General features: G+C 45.3%; 21 protein-coding genes and 1 pseudogene. 20 read left to right on the top strand and 2 right to left on the bottom strand.

The genetic code is table 11. From position 1 onward, the window contains the following. Positions 1-14 precede the first annotated feature (14 nt). The 6 genes from GGR02_RS07275 to darG all read left to right on the top strand — a co-directional run bounded on the left by GGR02_RS07275 (position 15) and on the right by darG (position 4,456). On the top strand, positions 15-1,508 hold the full coding sequence (locus GGR02_RS07275) for a flagellar hook-associated protein 2 (protein ID WP_183184073.1): 1,494 nt from the start codon (positions 15-17) through the stop codon (positions 1,506-1,508). 18 nt (positions 1,509-1,526) lie between these two features. Beyond that, positions 1,527-1,928, top strand: a complete 402-nt coding sequence (fliS, locus tag GGR02_RS07270) for a flagellar export chaperone FliS (protein WP_183184072.1) — start codon at positions 1,527-1,529, stop codon at positions 1,926-1,928. Then, the gene (locus GGR02_RS07265) at positions 1,928-2,281 is read left to right on the top strand and encodes a flagellar protein FliT (protein WP_183184071.1); all 354 of its coding nucleotides are present in this window, start codon (positions 1,928-1,930) and stop codon (positions 2,279-2,281) included. Before fliS ends, GGR02_RS07265 begins: the two co-directional genes overlap by 1 nt. A gap of 9 nt (positions 2,282-2,290) precedes the next feature. Then, positions 2,291-2,677: a hypothetical protein gene (locus GGR02_RS07260; RefSeq protein ID WP_221210759.1), complete on the top strand. Its 387-nt coding sequence runs from the start codon at positions 2,291-2,293 to the stop codon at positions 2,675-2,677. Between the two features lie 76 nt (positions 2,678-2,753). Beyond that, complete coding sequence (gene darT, locus GGR02_RS07255; RefSeq protein WP_229706123.1) at positions 2,754-3,401, top strand: type II toxin-antitoxin system toxin DNA ADP-ribosyl transferase DarT; 648 nt, start codon at positions 2,754-2,756, stop codon at positions 3,399-3,401. Beyond that, entirely contained in the window at positions 3,392-4,456 is a 1,065-nt protein-coding gene (darG, locus tag GGR02_RS07250; RefSeq protein ID WP_229706124.1) for a type II toxin-antitoxin system antitoxin DNA ADP-ribosyl glycohydrolase DarG, read from the top strand. Before darT ends, darG begins: the two co-directional genes overlap by 10 nt. 10 nt (positions 4,457-4,466) lie before the next feature. Here the strand turns inward: darG and GGR02_RS07245 are convergent, their stop codons facing one another. Beyond that, positions 4,467-5,549, bottom strand: coding sequence for an HD-GYP domain-containing protein (locus tag GGR02_RS07245; RefSeq protein ID WP_183184068.1), 1,083 nt, complete (start codon positions 5,547-5,549; stop codon positions 4,467-4,469). A 185-nt stretch (positions 5,550-5,734) separates the two neighbouring features. On the opposite strand from GGR02_RS07245, the gene hpf reads away from it, so the two are divergent. From hpf to GGR02_RS07185, 12 genes and pseudogenes are all read left to right on the top strand, one after another. Next, positions 5,735-6,283, top strand: a complete 549-nt coding sequence (gene hpf, locus GGR02_RS07240) for a ribosome hibernation-promoting factor, HPF/YfiA family (RefSeq protein WP_183184067.1) — start codon at positions 5,735-5,737, stop codon at positions 6,281-6,283. Between the two features lie 65 nt (positions 6,284-6,348). Beyond that, positions 6,349-6,990, top strand: coding sequence for a hypothetical protein (locus GGR02_RS07235; protein ID WP_183184066.1), 642 nt, complete (start codon positions 6,349-6,351; stop codon positions 6,988-6,990). 128 nt (positions 6,991-7,118) lie between these two features. Further along, entirely contained in the window at positions 7,119-9,626 is a 2,508-nt protein-coding gene (secA, locus tag GGR02_RS07230; protein WP_183184065.1) for a preprotein translocase subunit SecA, read from the top strand. A gap of 77 nt (positions 9,627-9,703) precedes the next feature. Further along, positions 9,704-10,814 (top strand): peptide chain release factor 2 gene (gene prfB / locus GGR02_RS07225; protein WP_183184149.1). Its coding sequence is split into 2 segments (ribosomal slippage): positions 9,704-9,778 and positions 9,780-10,814, totalling 1,110 coding nucleotides; the frame shifts between segments, so codons are not numbered across the junction. A gap of 217 nt (positions 10,815-11,031) precedes the next feature. Beyond that, on the top strand, positions 11,032-11,280 hold the full coding sequence (locus GGR02_RS07220) for a hypothetical protein (RefSeq protein ID WP_183184064.1): 249 nt from the start codon (positions 11,032-11,034) through the stop codon (positions 11,278-11,280). Continuing rightward, positions 11,249-11,479, top strand: a pseudogene (locus GGR02_RS07215) (type II toxin-antitoxin system RelE family toxin); the annotation flags it as partial. The gene GGR02_RS07220 and the pseudogene GGR02_RS07215, both read left to right, overlap by 32 nt. A 287-nt stretch (positions 11,480-11,766) precedes the next feature. After that, entirely contained in the window at positions 11,767-12,630 is an 864-nt protein-coding gene (locus GGR02_RS07210; RefSeq protein WP_183184062.1) for a YitT family protein, read from the top strand. A 61-nt stretch (positions 12,631-12,691) separates the two neighbouring features. Then, on the top strand, positions 12,692-13,015 hold the full coding sequence (cccB, locus tag GGR02_RS07205) for a cytochrome c551 (protein WP_183184061.1): 324 nt from the start codon (positions 12,692-12,694) through the stop codon (positions 13,013-13,015). Between the two features lie 163 nt (positions 13,016-13,178). Further along, positions 13,179-13,865, top strand: coding sequence for a cell division ATP-binding protein FtsE (gene ftsE / locus GGR02_RS07200; RefSeq protein WP_183184060.1), 687 nt, complete (start codon positions 13,179-13,181; stop codon positions 13,863-13,865). Continuing rightward, entirely contained in the window at positions 13,855-14,748 is an 894-nt protein-coding gene (gene ftsX, locus GGR02_RS07195) for a permease-like cell division protein FtsX (protein ID WP_183184059.1), read from the top strand. Before ftsE ends, ftsX begins: the two co-directional genes overlap by 11 nt. Before the next feature lie 36 nt (positions 14,749-14,784). Beyond that, the gene (locus GGR02_RS07190; RefSeq protein WP_183184148.1) at positions 14,785-16,029 is read left to right on the top strand and encodes a murein hydrolase activator EnvC family protein; all 1,245 of its coding nucleotides are present in this window, start codon (positions 14,785-14,787) and stop codon (positions 16,027-16,029) included. A 170-nt stretch (positions 16,030-16,199) separates the two neighbouring features. Then, entirely contained in the window at positions 16,200-17,648 is a 1,449-nt protein-coding gene (locus GGR02_RS07185; RefSeq protein ID WP_183184058.1) for a S41 family peptidase, read from the top strand. 93 nt (positions 17,649-17,741) lie between these two features. Here GGR02_RS07185 and GGR02_RS07180 read toward each other — a convergent pair whose 3' ends face one another. Then, entirely contained in the window at positions 17,742-18,227 is a 486-nt protein-coding gene (locus GGR02_RS07180) for a MerR family transcriptional regulator (protein ID WP_183184057.1), read from the bottom strand. A gap of 193 nt (positions 18,228-18,420) precedes the next feature. On the opposite strand from GGR02_RS07180, the gene GGR02_RS07175 reads away from it, so the two are divergent. Together GGR02_RS07175 and GGR02_RS07170 are read left to right on the top strand one after the other, a co-directional pair. Then, positions 18,421-19,611, top strand: coding sequence for a PDZ domain-containing protein (locus GGR02_RS07175; RefSeq protein ID WP_183184056.1), 1,191 nt, complete (start codon positions 18,421-18,423; stop codon positions 19,609-19,611). 16 nt (positions 19,612-19,627) lie between these two features. Beyond that, complete coding sequence (locus tag GGR02_RS07170) at positions 19,628-19,849, top strand: CsbA family protein (RefSeq protein ID WP_183184055.1); 222 nt, start codon at positions 19,628-19,630, stop codon at positions 19,847-19,849. Positions 19,850-19,972: the final 123 nt, after the last annotated feature.

Below are 19,972 nucleotides of genomic sequence, written 5' to 3'. Positions count from 1 at the left end.
GGAGGTGAATGAGATTGGCAAGCAATATGCGCATTAGTGGTTTGGCGAGCGGTATGGACATTGACAAACTCGTCAGTGATTTAATGAAAGCCGAACGCATGCCGCTTGATAAACTAAAACAAAAGAAACAAATTTTAGAATGGCAGCGCGATGACTATCGCTCGATGAATACGTTGCTTCAAGATTTAGATAGCTATATTTTTAATAATTTAACGTTGCAAAGCAACATGTTAAAAAAGAAGACAACGAGTTCGGATGAGAGTGTTGTTACGGCGACAGCGAATACGTCGGCAGCGAATATTAGCACCAATTTAACGGTTACGCAAGTCGCTACCGCAGCAACTTGGGTCTCAGCAGCTTCTTCTAGTTATACACCAAGCGGTACAGATACGACATTGAAAATTAACGTAACAAACGGTGACGGCACGAGTCCAACCAACCCTGTGACGATTACAATCGCAGCCAACTCGTCGTTAGATGCGGTGATCTCTCAACTAAACAGCAATAGCGACCTTGGCATTACGGTGTTCCGTGATACACAGACAGGAAAAATTTCGATTACAAAGAAAGATACAGGGGCAGCGGCAAGTTTAGTGATGGGGGACGCAACGACTGCTTCGTTTTTCCAACAGCTCGGGTTTACGGGCGCTGCGAATGGTGCAGAATTGACAGGGAAAACGGCGGGGGAGAATGCACAATTTACGATTAACGGTCTTGTGACATCACGTTCAACGAATACGTTTACGATTAATAATGTCACCTATACGCTGAAAAAAGCAGGAACGGCTTCTGTCACCACGACAAACGATACAGATGCCACGTTTAATGCAATTAAAGGCTTCGTCGACAAATATAACGAAATTATTGGTAAAATTAATGCGAAAATATCAGAAGAACGGTACCGCGACTACTTACCGCTGACAGATGAACAAAAACAAGCGATGTCGGAGAAACAAGTCGAGCTTTGGGAAGAGAAAGCGAAAAGCGGGCTTCTCCGCCGTGATTCGATTTTGTCAGGCGGCTTAAGCCAAATGCGCCTTGACGTCTACAGCAAAGTGAACGATCCAACGATCAATCCAAATTATGATACCCTTTCGGAAATTGGGATTACGACATCGAGCAACTATTTGGAAAACGGAAAGTTGATTATTGATGAAACGAAGCTACGAGCGGCGATTGAAAACGACCCGAATTCGGTGTACCAGCTATTTAACGCCAACGGCACGACGTTTGATACGAAAGGCATCGCCCGCCGCTTGCGGGATACGATTAAAGGGACGATCGGAAAGATTGAACAAAAAGCCGGAAAAACGGTTTGGACGAATCAGCAGTTTTCGATTGGTCGTGATTTGAATCAAATCAACAGCCAAATCGATGCCTTCAACGACCGTCTCAAGCAAATCGAAGACCGTTATTATCGGCAGTTTACGGCGATGGAGGAAGCGATTAATAAAGCGAATTCGCAAAGTGCGTACTTAATGAACGCCTTTGGCGGCGGAACGAAATAATGAAAAGGAGTGTTGCCAATGGCTACAAATAATCCATATCAATCGTATCAAGCCAATGCGGTGCAGACGGCATCGCCAGGTGAGTTAACGCTTATGCTGTATAACGGTTGTTTGAAATTTATTAAGATGGCGCGCAAAGCGATGGAGGAAAACAATGTCGAGGAGCGCCATACAAATTTATTAAAAGCGCAAAAAATTATTCAAGAGCTCATGGTGACGCTGAACATGGACTATGAAGTTGCAAAATCCATGATGACGATGTACGACTATATGTATCGCCGGCTCGTGGAAGCAAATATTAAAAGCGATGTGGCGATTTTGGACGAGGTCGAAGGATATGTGACGGAATTCCGTGATACGTGGAAACAAGTCATTCAAATCAATCGCCAGCGGCAATATGCGCAAGGTGGGCAAGCGTAGTGAGCGTCGTAGCGGAATTATGGGAAGTGACGAAAACATTAGTAGCGCTGCTCGAAAAGCCAGTTGCTAAAGAAGCGCGCGAGGAAACGATTGCGGCGGTTGAGCAGTGGCTTGAGCGTCGCGAGGAGTTAATCGCCCAGCTATCGCCACCATATAGCGAAGAAGAGCAGCGGCTTGGGCAAGAGATCGTTGCGCTCAATCAAACGATTGGGAAAAAGCTTACGCAGCTTAAGCAACAAATCCAGCAAGACTTAGCCACCTTAAAACAAAAAAAGAAAGCAAATCAAAACTATACCAATCCGTACCAAGAAACGGTTTCGATGGACGGTATGTTTTATGATAAAAAAAGGTAGGTTATCGTGATGAACTTAACTCCAGAACAATTGGCAGTCGTTCGCCAGTATGCGGCGCTGCTTGATACGGTCGAAGAAGGGTTTACGTATGTCGTGGAAAGTTTCCACAATTACGAACGAACACATGGCGATGTCGTATTAGCGGATATTTTTACGGCGTTTGGACAAATTGATATGACGAACCAGCAGTCGCTTGCCTCCTTTTTTGCGGAAGATGAAGCGATTTTAGCGGAAATTGAGCGATTTTCGGCAGTTGTGGACGAAGCTTGGAAGCTAGACGGCAAACTAGATGACCAAAATGCGAAGCAACACATCGTTGAGAACCATTTAGCCCCTGCGTTCGAAGCGTGGAAAACAAGCATCTTACACCACTTGCGTCCATATGTGGAGCAGTAACATTATTCTCCAGCTGACTTCTTACTTTTGGAAGTCAGCTTCTTCCTTTTAGAATAAATGGGGAGGGATGATAATAATGAGCAAAAAATGGTTGTATCATCTTACTCACTATAGGAATCTCCCGTCTATTTTCGAGCAAGGGGGATTAGTTGCACATCGCATGATAAAGGGCAGCCGTATTCCGTACATCGACATTGCCAATGTAGGAATACAAAATAAACGATCGCTGACTTCTATCCCAATTCCTCCATATGGTACTTTGCATGACTATGTTCCTTTCTATTTTGCCCCTAAGTCCCCTATGTTGTATGCTATTCATAAGGGCTACGTAGAAGGATATAAAGAAGGACAGAATGAAATTGTCTATCTTCTGTCGCGAACCGATCTTATCCATCGTAGCGGATTAGCTTATTTGTTCACCGACGGTCACGCCATTATGAAGTTTACTGGTTTCTATCATGACTTAGCGGATTTAAATAAAATTGATTGGAAAGTGATGCAGTCTTCGTTTTGGTTTGACACAGAAGAAGACCCTGACCGAAAAAGAAGAAGACAAGCAGAGTTTTTAGTTCATCAGTTCGTTCCGGTGGCATTGATTGTCGCGATTGCGGTTAAGGATCGTGAAATGAAACAAAAAATAGACCTGATTCTTCAGCAATACCGTCACGATAAGCAAGTGGTTGTTCGTCCACATTGGTACTATGGAGAGGGGAGATGGAAATGATCGTTTTCAAACAAGGAAATTTACTGGAAGATGATGCGGAAGCGCTTGTGAATACAGTAAATTGCGTCGGTGTGATGGGAAAAGGAATTGCCTTGCAATTCAAACAAGCGTATCCCGATATGTTTTGTGAGTATGAAAAAGCTTATCGACGAGGAGAATTACAGCCGGGGAAAATGCATGTTTTTAAAAGAGATTCTTTCTTTCCACCAAAATATATCATTAACTTCCCAACAAAGCGCCATTGGAAACAAAAATCGCGGATAGAGGATATTGAATTAGGATTGGTAGATTTAGTAAACGTTATTAAAAAACTTGGGATTCGCTCAATCGCCATTCCACCGCTTGGGTGTGGGAACGGAGGGTTGCAATGGGAAGAAGTACGGCGAAAAATTGAAGAAACGTTTGAATCGCTACCAAACATCGAGGTACATTTATATGAGCCAGCTGAAAGCCCAGTTCCCGACCAAGTAATGATTCGCACCAATCCTCCGAAGATGACGAGAGCGAGGGCATTGTTATTGCTGGTAATGAACGATTACTCGATTCCAGGGTATAAATTATCATTGCTTGAAGTACAAAAATTAGCCTATTTTCTCCAAGTGGTGGGAGAGCCACTGAAGCTGCGATTTGAAAAAAGCAAGTACGGGCCGTATGCCGAAAACTTAAACCACGTATTCATTCGTTTAGACGGTCATTTTATTCGCGGATTTGGTGACCGAAGTCGAAAAGCAGAAATATATGTGATGCCGAACGCTGTCCAACAAGCAGAGCAATATTTGCAAGGGGATGCAGAAGCTTATGACCGGTTACGAAAAGTACGAGATATTATTCAGGGGTTTGAAACGCCGTATGGCTTAGAGTTGCTTTCTACCGTACATTGGGTAATCGAAGAAAATGGTAACATAAATGATATTCATCAGATTGTTGAGGCAATACACCAATGGAATGAGCGAAAACGTAAAATATTCCAAAAAGAACATATTCAAAAAGCATGGGAACATTTACAAGCGGTTGGAATAGTGGGGAAAGGAAATGATAAAGGAGCTCGTTACTAGCAGAGCTCCTTTACACCGCCCTTACAATCGTCACATTCATTTCTTTTCGCAAGTCGATTTCGTACGGGCTTTTTAGCTCTTCGCCGTACGGGTCTTGGATGATGCGAACGATTGGGCGCAGCGGAAAGTCAGGGAACACTTTGGCGACGACGCCGATGTAGCCGGTATTTAAAACGACGGTAGTGGCCACTGGATAGATAGCAACATGCGAAAGGAACGTTTTAATTAGCTCATAATCGAATAAAATGTTTCCAGCGGCGGATAAATATTCTGCTGCTTCGTGCGGCGAATATTGTTTGCGGTGGTAGCGCGCCGATATGAGCGCGTCAAATACGTCGGCAATCGCCACAATTTTCGCGTATTCGTGTATTTCCTTTCCTTTAATGCCGCGCGGATAGCCGCTTCCATCATACCGCTCGTGATGTTGCAGCGCACAGTACGCGGAAGCGAGCGAAATGTTGTCTTGGTCTTTTAACATGTGAAAGCCAAGGATCGTGTGCTGATGAAGAATGGCTCGTTCTTCCGGCGTTAAAAACCCTTTTTTCCGCCAAAGCTCTTCAGGAATTTGCGTCATGCCGATATCAAATAATAATGCGCCAATCCCAAGGTCAAATAGCTGCTCTGTCCGATACCCTTTCGCTACGCCAATGACCGCCGCAATCGTTGCGACATTGACCGCATGATGGAAAAAATAGCCGTTCGATACGACTAAATCAGATAGTTGAATCATCAATTCTTGGCGGTTTAATACATCTTCTAATATTTGTTTGAAAATAGTTTGATACGCCTTCCCTAAATCAAACGACGACACGCGCTTCATGAACGATTTTTCATTAATGAGCGACGTCATCGTTTCATATACTTTTTTAACCGCCTGTTTTCGAATCGCAGAGTTCAGCATCGGCCATGCGGTAATATCGAATGTGTATACATCATCAATATACAAATATTGTACGCCTTTTTGCCGCAACGCCCGAATGTAAAGGTCGGTTAATTTGACCCCTTTCGACAATAAAATTGCGCCATTGGCGCCATAAATATCAACGGCCAACATATCGCCGCTTTTGACTTCTGAGATGTGCACTTTGCGCATCACTAAACACTCCGTATGTAGTAAAATAGAACTAGCATATTCGAACAATCACCTAAGTAGATATTACCACATAATTGCGTGTGCTTCACAAAATTTTCAAAAAAACATTCGACGTTTGAAGAAGGATTTTGTAGGGTATTGTAGAATTATATATATAACCTTTGATTAAAGGAGGCATACAGCGTATGAAGTACAACATTCGCGGTGAAAACATTGAGGTTACCCAGGCACTACGGGAGTATGTCGAGAAAAAAATCGGCAAACTTGAACGTTATTTTGAATCGACGGAAGGAGTAACAGTACACGTTAATTTAAAAGTATATAACGATAAACAAGCGAAAATTGAAGTAACGATTCCGATGCCGCAGTTAGTGTTGCGGGCGGAAGAACGCCACGACGATATGTATGCGGCAATCGATTTAGTCGCCGATAAATTAGAGCGCCAAATCCGCAAACATAAAACGAAAGTGAACCGGAAATGGCGCGATAAAGATACGAAACAAGTATTTGCGCCAAATGATGCGCCAGCGACGGCAGTCGAAACGGAAGAAGAAGAATTCGAGCTCGTGCGAACGAAGCGATTCAGCTTAAAACCGATGGATAGCGAAGAAGCGATTTTGCAAATGAACATGCTCGGACATAACTTCTTCGTCTTTACCAACGCCGAAACGAACCGAACAAACATCGTCTACCGCCGCAAAGACGGCCGGTACGGCTTAATTGAAACGAACTAATCCCACACCCTCTGTCGCTTTTCGGCAGAGGGTGATATACTACTATTGGAAGGAGGTGAGGGAGGATGGAAGCCATTTTGCGCGAAATTTTAGCGAAAGTGACGAATATTGAAAGTAGTTTTTCATCTTTTCAACAAGAAGTGCGCGACCGATTCGCCCAGATGGACAAGCGATTTGAGCAAATGGATGTTAGGTTTGCGGAAATTGATCAGCGGTTTGCTCAGATGGACGAGCGATTTGCGGAGATTGACAAGAGGTTTGAGCAAATTGATACTCGGTTTGCGGAAATTGATCAGCGGTTTGCACAGATGGACGAGCGGTTTGCGGAGATTGATCAGCGGTTTGCTCAGATTGACGAACGGTTTGCTCAGATGGATGACCGGTTTGCTCAGATGGATGACCGGTTTGCGCACATGGAAACTCGATTAGGCGCGCTTGAACAAGAGATGAAAGAAACAAACAAGCGCATTAGCCGTCTTGAAGCGGATATGCGTGACGTCAAGGCGCGGCTTGAGCATGTAGAAACGCAACTAGGCGAGGTAAAAGAAACGGTGCAACGACTAGAAATTCAACTAGCCGATGATGTACATGCATTATTGCAAAGCATTTATAGAAAGATCGATGAAAAAGGATTTGAAATCCATGCTCTTAACAAACGTCTGTTGCGAGTGGAAGCAACGATCGAACAACTGCAATCGCAAGTGTAAATCATCCAGCGGGAATGCTGGTTTTTCTTTTTTCTTCGTTTTCCTCTCTTTCCTTCGTCTTAGTTGTCACCTTTTCCTGTAAATGATATGATGTAAATTAGTGATTCTATAATTAAGGGGCGTTCAGTATGCTTGGAGTGTTAAAAAAGGTGTTTGACCCGAACAAGCGCCAAATTCATCGATTAGAAAAAATTGCAGAGCAAGTCGATGCGCTCGGTCCGGAAATGGCGAAGCTTTCGGATGAAGCGTTGCGCCAAAAAACGGAAGAATTTAAAGCGCGCTACCAACAAGGCGAATCGCTCGATGATTTATTAGTCGAAGCGTTTGCGGTGGTGCGTGAAGGGGCAAAGCGCGTCCTTGGTTTATATCCATACAAAGTGCAAATTATGGGTGGTGTTGTCTTACATGAAGGCAATATCGCGGAAATGAAAACAGGGGAAGGGAAAACGTTAACGGCGACGATGCCGGTGTATTTAAATGCACTTACTGGGAAAGGTGTGCACGTCGTTACCGTGAACGAATACCTCGCGAGCCGCGACGCAACAGAAATGGGGCGGTTGTACGAATTTTTAGGGTTAACCGTCGGTTTAAACTTAACGGGCATGTCGCGCGAAGAAAAACAAGCGGCGTATAATGCCGATATTACGTACGGAACGAACAACGAATTCGGCTTTGACTATTTGCGTGACAACATGGTGCTTTATAAAGAGCATATGGTGCAACGGCCGCTTCACTTTGCCGTCATCGACGAAGTGGACTCGATTTTAATTGACGAAGCGCGCACCCCGCTCATTATTTCCGGCACCGCGCAAAAATCGACGAAATTATATATTCAAGCAAATGCGTTCGTCCGCACGTTGAAAAAAGACGTCGACTATACGTACGACGAAAAAACAAAAAGCGTCCAGCTGACGGAAGAAGGTATTACGAAAGCCGAGCGGGCGTTTGGCATCGAAAACTTGTTTGACTTGAAACATGTGACGTTGAACCACCATATTAACCAAGCGCTAAAAGCACATGTGACAATGCATCGCGATATTGATTACGTCGTCGAAGACGGAAAAGTCGTGATCGTTGACCCGTTTACCGGCCGGTTGATGCGCGGTCGCCGCTACAGCGATGGATTGCATCAAGCAATCGAGGCAAAAGAAGGGCTTGAAATCCAAAATGAATCGATGACGCTTGCGACGATTACGTTCCAAAACTACTTCCGGATGTATGAAAAATTAGCTGGGATGACTGGTACAGCAAAGACGGAAGAAGAGGAGTTTCGCAACATTTACAACATGCATGTCGTCGTCATTCCGACAAATCGTCCCGTCATCCGCGACGACCGCCCAGACTTAATTTATAAAACGATGGAAGGAAAGTTCCGCGCCGTCGTGGACGATATTGCGGAACGCCATGCGAAAGGACAGCCGGTGCTCGTCGGGACGGTCGCGATTGAAACGTCCGAATTAATTTCCAACCTGTTAAAGAAACGCGGCATTCCGCATAACGTGTTAAATGCGAAAAACCATGCGAAAGAAGCGGAAATTATCGCGCAAGCAGGACAAAAAGGCGCGGTAACGATCGCAACAAACATGGCAGGCCGCGGAACGGACATTAAGCTTGGTGAAGGCGTGAAAGAACTTGGCGGACTTGCGGTCATTGGTACGGAGCGCCATGAAAGCCGCCGCATTGATAATCAGCTGCGCGGTCGTTCTGGGCGCCAAGGTGACCCAGGGGTATCGCAATTTTATTTATCGCTGGAAGATGAATTGATGCGCCGCTTCGGTTCAGAAAACTTAATGGCGATGATGGATCGCTTAGGCATGGACGATTCGCAGCCGATTCAAAGCAAAATGGTGACGAAAGCGGTCGAATCGGCGCAAAAACGAGTGGAAGGGAACAACTTCGATGCGCGCAAGCAATTGTTGCAATACGACGATGTGTTGCGCGAGCAGCGCGAAATTATTTACCGCCAACGTTTTGAAGTGCTCGATTCGGAAAACTTGCGCGGCATTGTTGAAAAAATGATTCAATCGGTCATCGAGCGGGTCGTGAACGCGCATACGCCGAGTGAAGAAATGCCGGAAGATTGGGATGTAAAAGGCATTATCGACTATGTGAACGCAAACCTTTTACCAGAAGGCGATGTCACGGTCAACGACTTGCGCGGCAAAGAGCCGGAAGAAATGATCGAACTCATTTGGCAAAAAGTAAAAATGCGCTATGACGAAAAAGAGCAGCAAATCGCACCAGAGCAAATGCGCGAGTTTGAGCGCGTCATTGTCCTTCGCGCTGTCGATATGAAATGGATGGATCATATTGATGCGATGGAGCAGTTGCGCCAAGGCATTCACTTGCGGGCGTACGGCCAAGTCGACCCGCTTCGTGAGTATCAAATGGAAGGATATGCGATGTTTGAAGCGATGATCGCGTCCATCGAAGAAGAAGTCGCGAAATACATGATGAAAGCAGAAATTCACAGCAACCTTGAGCGACAAGAAGTTGCCAAAGGGGAAGCCGTTCATCCGAAAGAGGATGAAGGAGAAGTGAAGAAAAAGCCGGTACGCAAAGCGATGGATATCGGTCGAAACGACCCGTGCATTTGCGGCAGTGGCAAAAAATATAAAAACTGTTGCGGACGATAAGTGAGGGAATTTCCCTCGCTTTCCTTATGTTGCGTTCGTTAGGATGTTTGAATACAATAATGCTTGAGGTGAACGTCATGTTTGATTTAGTAGAAGTGAAGCAAGAGTTAGAGAAAATGGCTAAGCGATTAGCGGATATTAGGGGGTCTCTTTGACCTCGAAGCAAAAGAAGCGCGCATTCAAGCGTTAGAAGAGCAAATGGCTGCGCCTAATTTTTGGGACGACCAAAAAGGAGCGCAGGCGGTCATTAGCGAAGCGAATGCGCTGAAAGAGTTAGTCGGCGAGTTTCGCGCCCTAGAGGAGCGGTTTGAAAACTTAGAAGTCACTTATGAACTCGTCAAAGAAGAGCCGGATGAAGACTTGCAGCAAGAACTTGTAGCAGAGGCGAAAAAGCTTGCAAAAGATTTTAGCGAATTTGAGCTTCAGCTGTTATTAAACGAGCCGTACGATAAAAACAATGCGATTTTAGAGCTGCATCCGGGGGCGGGCGGCACGGAATCGCAAGACTGGGGCTCGATGCTTTTACGGATGTATACGAGATGGGCGGAGAAAAAAGGCTTTAAAGTCGAAACGCTCGACTATTTACCAGGCGAGGAAGCTGGCATTAAAAGTGTGACGCTTTTAATTAAAGGGCATAACGCTTACGGCTATTTAAAGGCGGAAAAAGGGGTACACCGGCTTGTGCGCATTTCGCCGTTTGATGCTTCAGGACGCCGCCATACATCGTTTGTGTCGTGCGAAGTGATGCCGGAGTTTGACGATGATATTGAGGTAGAAATTCGCCCGGACGAAATTAAAGTCGATACGTACCGTTCGAGCGGTGCGGGCGGCCAGCACGTCAATACGACCGACTCAGCGGTGCGCATTACCCATCTTCCGACCGGCATTGTTGTGACGTGCCAATCGGAGCGGTCGCAAATTAAAAACCGTGAAAAAGCGATGAACATGTTAAAAGCAAAGCTTTATCAAAAGAAAATGGAAGAGCAGCAAGCCGAACTGGCGGAAATTCGTGGCGAGCAAAAAGAAATCGGCTGGGGCAGCCAAATTCGCTCGTACGTGTTCCATCCGTATTCGCTTGTCAAAGACCATCGCACAAATACCGAAGTCGGCAACGTTCAAGCGGTCATGGACGGCGAAATTGACGTCTTTATCGACGCCTATTTACGTTCGAAACTAAAACAAGGGTGATCCGATTGGATCGCCTTTTTTGTACAGGTAAGAAAGGATAAAATTTTACCATTAGGTGGAGCGCTGTCTAGCTCCAAGCGCCATCGGCCTGAGGCGTTCCCTCTCCGGTGGGGCTTGTGCGATCTTCACTGATAGTCGGGCGCTTTACGCTTTTCTTATTTGACGTGCACAAACTCGCATGGTAATCTGAACGTAAAATAGGCAAGGGGGAAATGAGATGGAAGTTGGGAAAAAGGCGCTTCATGACATGATTGAGCAATTAAGTGAAGCAGATCGAAAGTCTGCCTATGATTTTCTATCGTATTTATTAGAACGACCAAAACGAGAAAGAATCATTTGGGAGCAAATCGAGGAAGACGAGGAGCCGTTGACGGAAGAAGAGCGTCAACAATTGCAAGGAGATGAAGGGTATGTGACGGGGAGTGAAGCAAAGCGTGAGTTCGGGCTACAAGTTGATCTACCGTAAAGAAGCGGTAAAATTCCTTGCCAAGCAGGAAAAGGTCGCACAAGAACGGATTGCTCTAGGGCTGCAAGGATTGCTTGATGTTCCGCCCCAAGGGGATATTAAAAAGATGAAAGGGCAGCAAGGACTGTACCGTTTGCGCATCGGCACATACCGCATTCTGTTTCGCCTCGATCATCAAGAACGAATCATCTATCCTGAAAATACCCAAATCCCAAAATGTGTAAACTTAAAATATTCGACAAAAAGGTATTTTCATCCTTCCGATGGCGCCGAATTTTTTCGGCATGGGCGTCTATATTGAAGCGATTGGAAATCGCGGAGATGTGTATTGACCGTTCTCCCCAATCAATGTTCCACATTTTTCTACATTCGGCGGGCGCATGCTCGCCTTTTTCCTTTATTATAGTAACACATTATTGCGTTAATGAGCCGGCATTTACTTGCTAAAACGGGCATGCTATACTCACAAAGGAAGGTGGGAAAGGTATGGGAAAAAAGAGAGGAAAAACGTTGCATCCAACGATGGAAACGATTATGGAGTATGTATACATATTGGTTGGCTCGGCGATTGTTGCAGTAACTTTTAACGTCTTTTTACTGCCGAACCGTGTCGCTTCTGGCGGAGTGAGCGGACTTAGTACGATTTTGCATGCGACGCTTGGTTGGCAGCCGGCGTATGTGCAGTGGGCGTGTAACATTCCGCTCTTTATCGCGGGAGTTGTGTTGCTCGGGCGGCAGTTTGGGGCGAAAACGCTCGTCGGCACGATCTTTTTGCCGTTCGTCGTCTATTTGACAAAAGACATCGAACCAGCGACGCATGATCCGCTGCTTGGCTCGCTGTTCGGCGGCATTGGCGTCGGCATCGGACTCGGGATTGTTTTTCGCGGCAAAGCATCGACGGGCGGGACGGACTTGGCAGCGCAAATTATTCATAAATATACAGGGTTGTCGTTAGGCACGTGCGTGATTTTAATTGACGGGCTAATCGTCTTAACAGCGGCAATTGTGTTTGATATTGAACGGGCATTATATGCGCTTATTGGCTTATTTGTCACAAGCAAAACAATCGATTTCGTTCAAGTGGGCTTTGGCTACTCGAAAATGGCGATGATTATTACGAACAAAGAGGAAGAAGTGCGCGAAGCGATTTTGCATAAAATTAACCGCGGGGTAACGAAATTGTCCGGATTTGGCGGTTATACCGAACATGAGCGACCTGTATTGATGTGCGTCGTCGAGCAGACGGAGTTCACAAAATTGAAACAATTGGTGAAAAGCATTGATCCATCAGCATTTGTCGTCGTTATGGACGCCGCGGAAGTGCTTGGTGAAGGATTTAAACGTGCGTAAAAAATGCAAAAATCGGTTATAATAGAAGCGTATGCAATTTTCCACAGGGGGGAGTTCATTCATGAAAGGAAAACTCATCGGCCTATTCGTAGGTGCGTCACTTGTACTAGCTGCATGTAGTGGGGGGAATAGTGCAAGCGACAATAAAGACAACAGCGGCTCGACTGCTTCTGCAGCAGAGCAAATTTTCCAGCAAAGCTGTGCTAGCTGCCACGGCCAAAACTTAGAAGGAAAAGTAGGACCGAACCTTCAAAAAGTCGGCAGCAAATACTCAAAAGACGAAATTAAACAAATTATTGAAAAAGGACGCGGCGGCATGCCAGCTGGCGTCATTCAAGGCGACGACGTCGACAAAGTCGCGGAATGGTTAGCGTCGAAAAAATAACTAACAAACAATCCAGTGCTATTTGGCACTGGATTGTTTTTATTTTGAAATATAACTGTAAACGAAAAATGTATCGAACCGTGTTATAATATGTCTTGTGGAATTTTGTATAAACAGCGCGAGGCAGCACGAAAAATGACAACTATAAAACAAGGTGATTAAAATGATCGAAATGAAAGATGTATATAAAACATACCCAAACGGCGTCATTGCCTTAAATGGCATTAGCGTCCGCATTAAGCAAGGAGAATTTGTGTACGTCGTCGGCCCGAGCGGTGCGGGGAAATCGACGTTTATTAAAATGATGTACCGCGAAGAAAAGCCAACGAGCGGCTCGATTATGGTTAATGGGGTCAATCTAGCAAAAATGAAAGATAGCCGAGTGCCGCTTTTACGCCGCCATATTGGTGTTGTATTCCAAGATTTTAAATTGCTTCCTAAGCTAACGGTATATGAAAATGTAGCGTTTGCTTTGGAAGTAATTGAAGAATCGCCAAAAGTGATTAAAAAGAAAGTAATGGAAGTATTAGATTTAGTCGGCCTAAAACATAAAGCTCGCTTTTATCCGAACGAGCTTTCTGGTGGGGAGCAACAGCGCGTATCTATCGCTCGTTCGATTGTCAACTCGCCGAAAATCGTCATTGCTGACGAGCCGACAGGAAACTTAGACCCAGAAAATTCATGGGGCATTATGGAACTGTTTGAAACAATTAACGACCGCGGCACGACGATCGTGATGGCAACGCATAACCGTGAAATTGTTAATACGATTAAAAAGCGTGTCATTGCGATTGAAGGTGGAAAAATTGTCCGCGATGAGGTAAGGGGGGAATACGGCTATGAGAATTAATACCCTCCGCCGCCATATGCGCGAAAGTGTAAAAAGTCTCGGGAGAAATGGCTGGATGACGTTTGCGTCCATTAGCGCAGTGACAGTGACGCTTTTACTTGTCGGTGTGTTTCTTGTCATTATGATGAACATGAACCATTTTGCGAATAAAATCGAAAGCGATGTCGAAATTCGCGTCTATATTGACGTGACGGCAAACGAGAAAGAGAAGCAAGCGTTAAAAGCGCAAATTGAGGCAGTGCCAGGAGTCAAAGACGTGCAATATTCGTCAAAAGAGCAAGAACTGCAAAACTTAATTAAAAGTTTTGGCGAAGAAGGAGCGTCGTTCCGCCTTTTTGAACAAGACAACCCGTTAAGCGACGTATATGTCGTTAAAGCAGCGAAACCAGAAGATACGGGAAAAATCGCCAAAAAAATAGAAACGTTTAAGTTTGCCCATAAAGTGAAATACGGACAAGGGCAAGTAGAAAAGCTATTTAAAACGTTGCGTGTCGCGCGAAATGTCGGGATTGGCTTAATTGTTGGCCTCTTGTTTACGGCAATGTTTTTAATCTCGAATACGATTAAAATTACGATTTTTGCACGCCGGCGTGAAATTGAGATTATGAGATTAGTAGGTGCGACGAACGGCTTTATTCGCTGGCCGTTTTTCTTGGAAGGATTATGGCTTGGCGTGGTTGGGGCGATCGTGCCGATTGCGTTAATTTCGTTTGTGTACTATAACCTTTATACATTTTTAAAGCCGAAAGTCACCGTTCCGTTTTTGCAATTGCTTCCGGTTGACCCGTTTATGTGGCAAATTAGCGCCATTTTATTGGTGTTAGGGGCATGCATTGGCGTCTGGGGAAGTATGATGTCCGTCCGGAAATTTTTAAAAGTTTAATAGAGAAAGGGGAACGAAGTCGTGAAGCAAAAAGTCATGTCACTAGCGGTAGCGGCCGTGCTCGGGATGACGAGCTTTTCTTACCCGGCAAATGCGGTAAGCAATCGAGAAATTCAGCAAAAACGAAATGCGATTAATAACATCCAGTCGAAACAGTCTTCCATCCAAAGCGAAATAAAGAAAGCAGACCAGCAAATCGAACAGCTAAAAACGCAGCAAGCGCAACTAGCAGCGGAAATGGAAAAATTGGACATGGAAGTATCGGAAACGAGTGCAAAAATCCGCAACGTTTCCCAAACGATTAGTGACACAAAGCAAGATATTGAAGCATTGAAACGCGAAATTGCGGAAGTCGAGGCGCGCATTAAGAAACGAAATGAGCTACTGAAAGAGCGGGTACGTTCGTTGCAGTTAAGCGGCGGGATTATTAGCTATTTAGACGTATTGCTTGGTTCGCAAAGCTTTGGTGACTTTATCGACCGCATTAGTGCGGTGACGACGATTTTTGAAGCGGACAAGCAAATTATTCAAGAGCAAGAAGAAGATAAAGCGTTGAAAGAAAAGAAAGAAAATGAACTGACGTCGAAGTTAACATCGCTGCAAAGCGACTTGCAAGAGTTAGAGCAATTAAAGCAAACGTTGAACAAGCAAATGAACGAAAAAGAACAGCTTATCGCGCAATTAAAACAGCAGGAGCAAAGCATTAACGAAGAAAAATTATCGTTAGCGGAAGAGCAAGAGTTGTTGGAAAAACAAGAAGCGGCGATTCGCTCGCAACTTCAACAACTAATCATAAAAAAGCAGCAAGAACAAGCAGCCCAACAATCACCGTCATCGTCTAATCATTCGAGCAACGGTGGAAACGTCCCTCCGGTAACCGACGGTGCGTTTATGCGCCCAGCTAATGGCCCGATTACATCAGGCTTTGGTCCGCGTGGCGGGGAGTTCCATTATGGGGTGGATATTGGCAAGCGCGCGCCAGAAGTGCCGGTCGTCGCAGCAGCCGATGGTGTCGTGTTCCGTTCCTATTATTCTTCTAGCTATGGAAATGTCGTGTTTATTACGCATATGATTGACGGACAAATATATACAACTGTCTATGCCCATTTAGAATCACGGCTTGTCGGGGAAGGACAGACGGTAAGCAAAGGGCAAATTATTGGCTATATGGGCAATACAGGCCAATCAGAAGGGGCACACCTTCATTTTGAATTGCACCGTGGCTCGTGGAACGCTGCAAAATCAAATGCGGTCAATCCGTTAAGCTATATTAACTTCTAACAACACCCCCCACTGCGGGGGTGTTGTCGTATAAGTTGAGAAAATCGAGCGAACGGTGTAAACTGGTAGTGCGTGTATCATATTTTGTACAAGCTAAACATATAATGACGATAAAGGGCATCGCACGGTGGTGTGGTGCCTTTCCTTGCATGGTGTAGGGAGGAGAAACGATGAAGAAGCAAACGGTAGCACTATTAATGGCATTATCGATGGTAATCGGAGCAGGCGGAACGTATGCTGGCATGCAATTTGCCGAACGAAAGACGGACAATGCTTTGATTTTCCCATCGGAGCAAACAACGAAATCCATGACGAAGAGCGAGGAGGAAGAATTAAAAAAAGTTCAGAAAGCATATGAACTCATTAAAAGTCGGTATGTGCAAAAAGTAGATGACAAAAAACTAGTAGAAGGCGCCATCCAAGGGATGATTCAGACGCTGGACGACCCGTATTCTGTCTACATGGATGAAGAAACGGCGCATCAATTTAACGACTCGCTTAACTCTTCTTTTGAAGGAATTGGAGCGGAAGTGAGCATGGTCGACGGAAAGGTGACGATCGTTGCCCCGTTTAAAAACTCCCCAGCGGAAAAAGCAGGGCTAAAGCCGAACGACCAAATTTTAAAAGTGGACGGGAAAAGCTTAGAAGGGCTTGATTTGTATGAAGCGGTCTTAAAAATTCGCGGGAAAAAAGGAACGACCGTCCATTTAGATATTTTGCGCCCTGGCGTGAAAGACATTATTAAAGTGAGCGTCGTTCGCGACGAAATTCCGATTGAAACGGTGTACGATTCGGTGAAAACGTACAACGGCAAAAAAATTGGCTATTTAGAAATTACGTCGTTCTCGGAAAATACGGCGCAAGATTTTCAAAAGAAATTGGCGAAATTAGAAAAAGAAAAAATTGCTGGGCTCATTCTTGATGTGCGTGGCAACCCTGGCGGCTATTTGCAAAGCGTCGAAGAAATTTTAAAACAGTTCATTCCAAAAGATAAACCGTACGTCCAAATTGAAGAACGAAACGGGAATAAGCAGCAATTTTATTCCGACTTACAAGCGAAAAAGCCATATCCGATCGTCGTGCTCATCGATAAAGGCAGTGCATCGGCTTCCGAAATTTTAGCCGGTGCGATGAAAGAAGCAGGCGGCTACAAATTAGTTGGGGAAACGTCGTTCGGGAAAGGAACGGTACAACAAGCCATCCCGATGGGCGACGGCAGCAACATTAAACTGACGTTGTATAAATGGCTCACACCGGACGGGCATTGGATTCATAAAAAAGGAATTAAACCAGATATTGCTGTCCAACAGCCAGACTATTTCCATGCGACGCCGATTCATATCGACAAACCGCTTGCATATGACATGAACAACGAGCAAATTAAAAGCGCCCAACAAATGTTAAAAGGGCTTGGCTTCGATCCGGAACGGGAAGACGGCTACTTTAGCAAACAAACGGAACGAGCGGTCAAATCGTTCCAACAAGCAAATAAATTGCCGGTTACCGGAAAAATCGACAAGCAAACCGCTGAACTGCTCGAAACAAAAGTATTGCAAGCCGTCCGCGACGACCAAAACGATGCCCAGTTAAAAGCAGCGATGAAAGCATTGTTTGAATAATGATTGTTTTTCATCACGAAAAAAAGAAGCGCCACCGAATGGCGCTTCTTTTTTTGGAAAATCGTTTAGTCGTTATTTTCACGACGAGGCAGTTTATACAAACATCCCCATAATTCGGCTGACGCCGCGTCGTTTCGGTCGTTTCGGTACGTCTTCGGCTTGTTTTTGCTGCTCTTCTAGCAAGGCAAGGCGTTGTTCGAGTTGGCGGATATACGCATGAAGTTCTTCAATTTCTTTTCGGTGCTGCAACAGCTGGAATGAGACGACTTCGTCCGCTTTTTGCTCTAGCTGTCGTTCGACGCGGTGCAATCGGGTGGTGAACTTGTCAAGGTGCGGTTGAATGTAAGTGGAGAAAAACGTGTCTGGGCATAAAGTATGTTCTTCTTCAAACTCCATTTCTTCCAGTGCGGCACCGTGTTCAAACTTGATTTGTTCAAGCAACGTAATCGTTTCTGCATCAAAGACGTAATGACCGGCTTCATTTTTTTGGCACGGAATATTGTACTTTTTCACCCAACGCTGCACCGTTTTCGGTGATACCCCGAGCCGTTTCGCGACATTGCTTGTTTTGATTTCCATCGGTCGTTCCTCCTTTTCGTTTCTTTCTGTATATCATTTTTCCATCGATTGCTTATTTCCTTTCGGTTTGACAAAACTAGTGTTCATTCGGCAAAGAAAGTGAAAATACGCCAATATACGAAAAATATATGCAGGGAGTTGGCGGATTTGCTAGAATAAATAGTAAGAGACGTTTGCCATCGGAGGTGGAAACATGGCGTCGGCATGGGGCATAGAATTGCTTTTCAGTATTGGACGTGGATTGGCACAGCCGTTTTTGTATTACGGCATATTGCTTGTGGCGTTTGTCGGATGGCGTCGGGTGAAGCGAGAGCGCCGGTCTTTTCATATTCGCGTCTATGATTGGTTTCATGAAAGCAAGTTTTTTTGGCGGAGCGGACTTGGCATCGGGCTTTTGCTTTCGTTGATCATGGTAATTGCAGGAATTGTCATTCCGACGGACGGGGTACGGCTTTTGTTTTACGTGACCGCGCTCCTTGGCTTGACGTTACAACTAAGGCTACTGTCGCCTGCCTATACGGTCGGGGGGACGATGCTAGCTATAGCGGTGCTCACGAAATATGAAAAAACAAAACCGTTTTTTGCGGCTTATTTTCCAGGGGTAAAAGAAATGAACGTTGTGTCGATGGCGTTCCTATTAGCGCTTCTTTTACTCGCGGAAGCGTGGCTTATTTTGCGAAACGGTGCGGAAGGGACGTCGCCGCAACTAACGAAAGGAAAGCGCGGATTAATCGTCGGGGAGCATTGGACAGAGCGGCTTTGGCTTGTGCCTGTATTTTTGCCGGTGCCAAACGGGGTGCTGTCGTCCTTTTCGTGGTGGCCGTTGTTCCCTACAGGCGATGGTGCTTATTCGCTCCTACTTGTCCCTTTTTTGCTTGGGTTTTCGCAGCGCGTCCAAGGGATGCAGCCGCAGCTTTCGATTCAGCTGACAGGACAGCGCGTCTGTCTGCTTGGGCTCATCGTGGGGGTATTCGCGCTTGCTAGCTATTGGTACGGGGTGCTGGCGATTGTTGCCGCAGCTGTTGCATTATTTGGAAGGGAGTGGCTTGCGTTTTGGCAACATACACAAGACCGAATGCAACCGCCGTATTTTGCTCATCGGGCGCACGGACTTGTCATTTTAGGTATTCTTCCTGAATCGAAGGCAGAAAAAATGGCGTTAAAAATCGGCGAAATCATTGTCAAAGTGAACGGAACGCCAGTGAATACAGAAGAAGAGTTTTATGAAGCGCTCCAGCCTAACCGCGCGTATTGCAAGCTCGAAGTGTTGGACGAAAACGGAGAAATTCGTTTTGTTCAAGGGGCGCTATACGAAGACGAGCACCATGAACTTGGGTTATTGTTTGTACAAGATCGGAAAAAATGGACATCGGAAGCGGTGTAGAGAAGGGGAAGTAAGTATGTGGTTTCTCATTGCCTTAATTGTGCCATTTTTGTTAGTGTTGTTATTTACGCGCGTGACGTACAACCATTACGTCGGGACGTTGTTGACTGCCGCGTTGTTAGTTGCTTCTTACATGAAGGGCTATACGAATGAATGGTATGAAATTTTTGCCGACATCGCCTCGACAGGTGCGGGGTTTTTCGTAGCGGAGAAAATGGTGCGGAACTTAAAAAAATGACGTGCTTTCCGAGAGGAAGGCACTTTTTTTATGAAAAAATGCGCGTTTGGGCAATCTTTAAGCCTGGGCATATGCACGAATGCTTGTAAAAAACGAATGTCAGTTCGCATTTTTTGTGCATCT

Origin of the sequence: Anoxybacteroides voinovskiense, assembly GCF_014196205.1 — a bacterium.
Classification (GTDB): Bacteria; Bacillota; Bacilli; order Bacillales; family Anoxybacillaceae; genus Anoxybacteroides; species Anoxybacteroides voinovskiense.
Note: the sequence above shows the minus strand (reverse complement) of the source record. Positions and strands in the feature narration are given on the sequence as shown.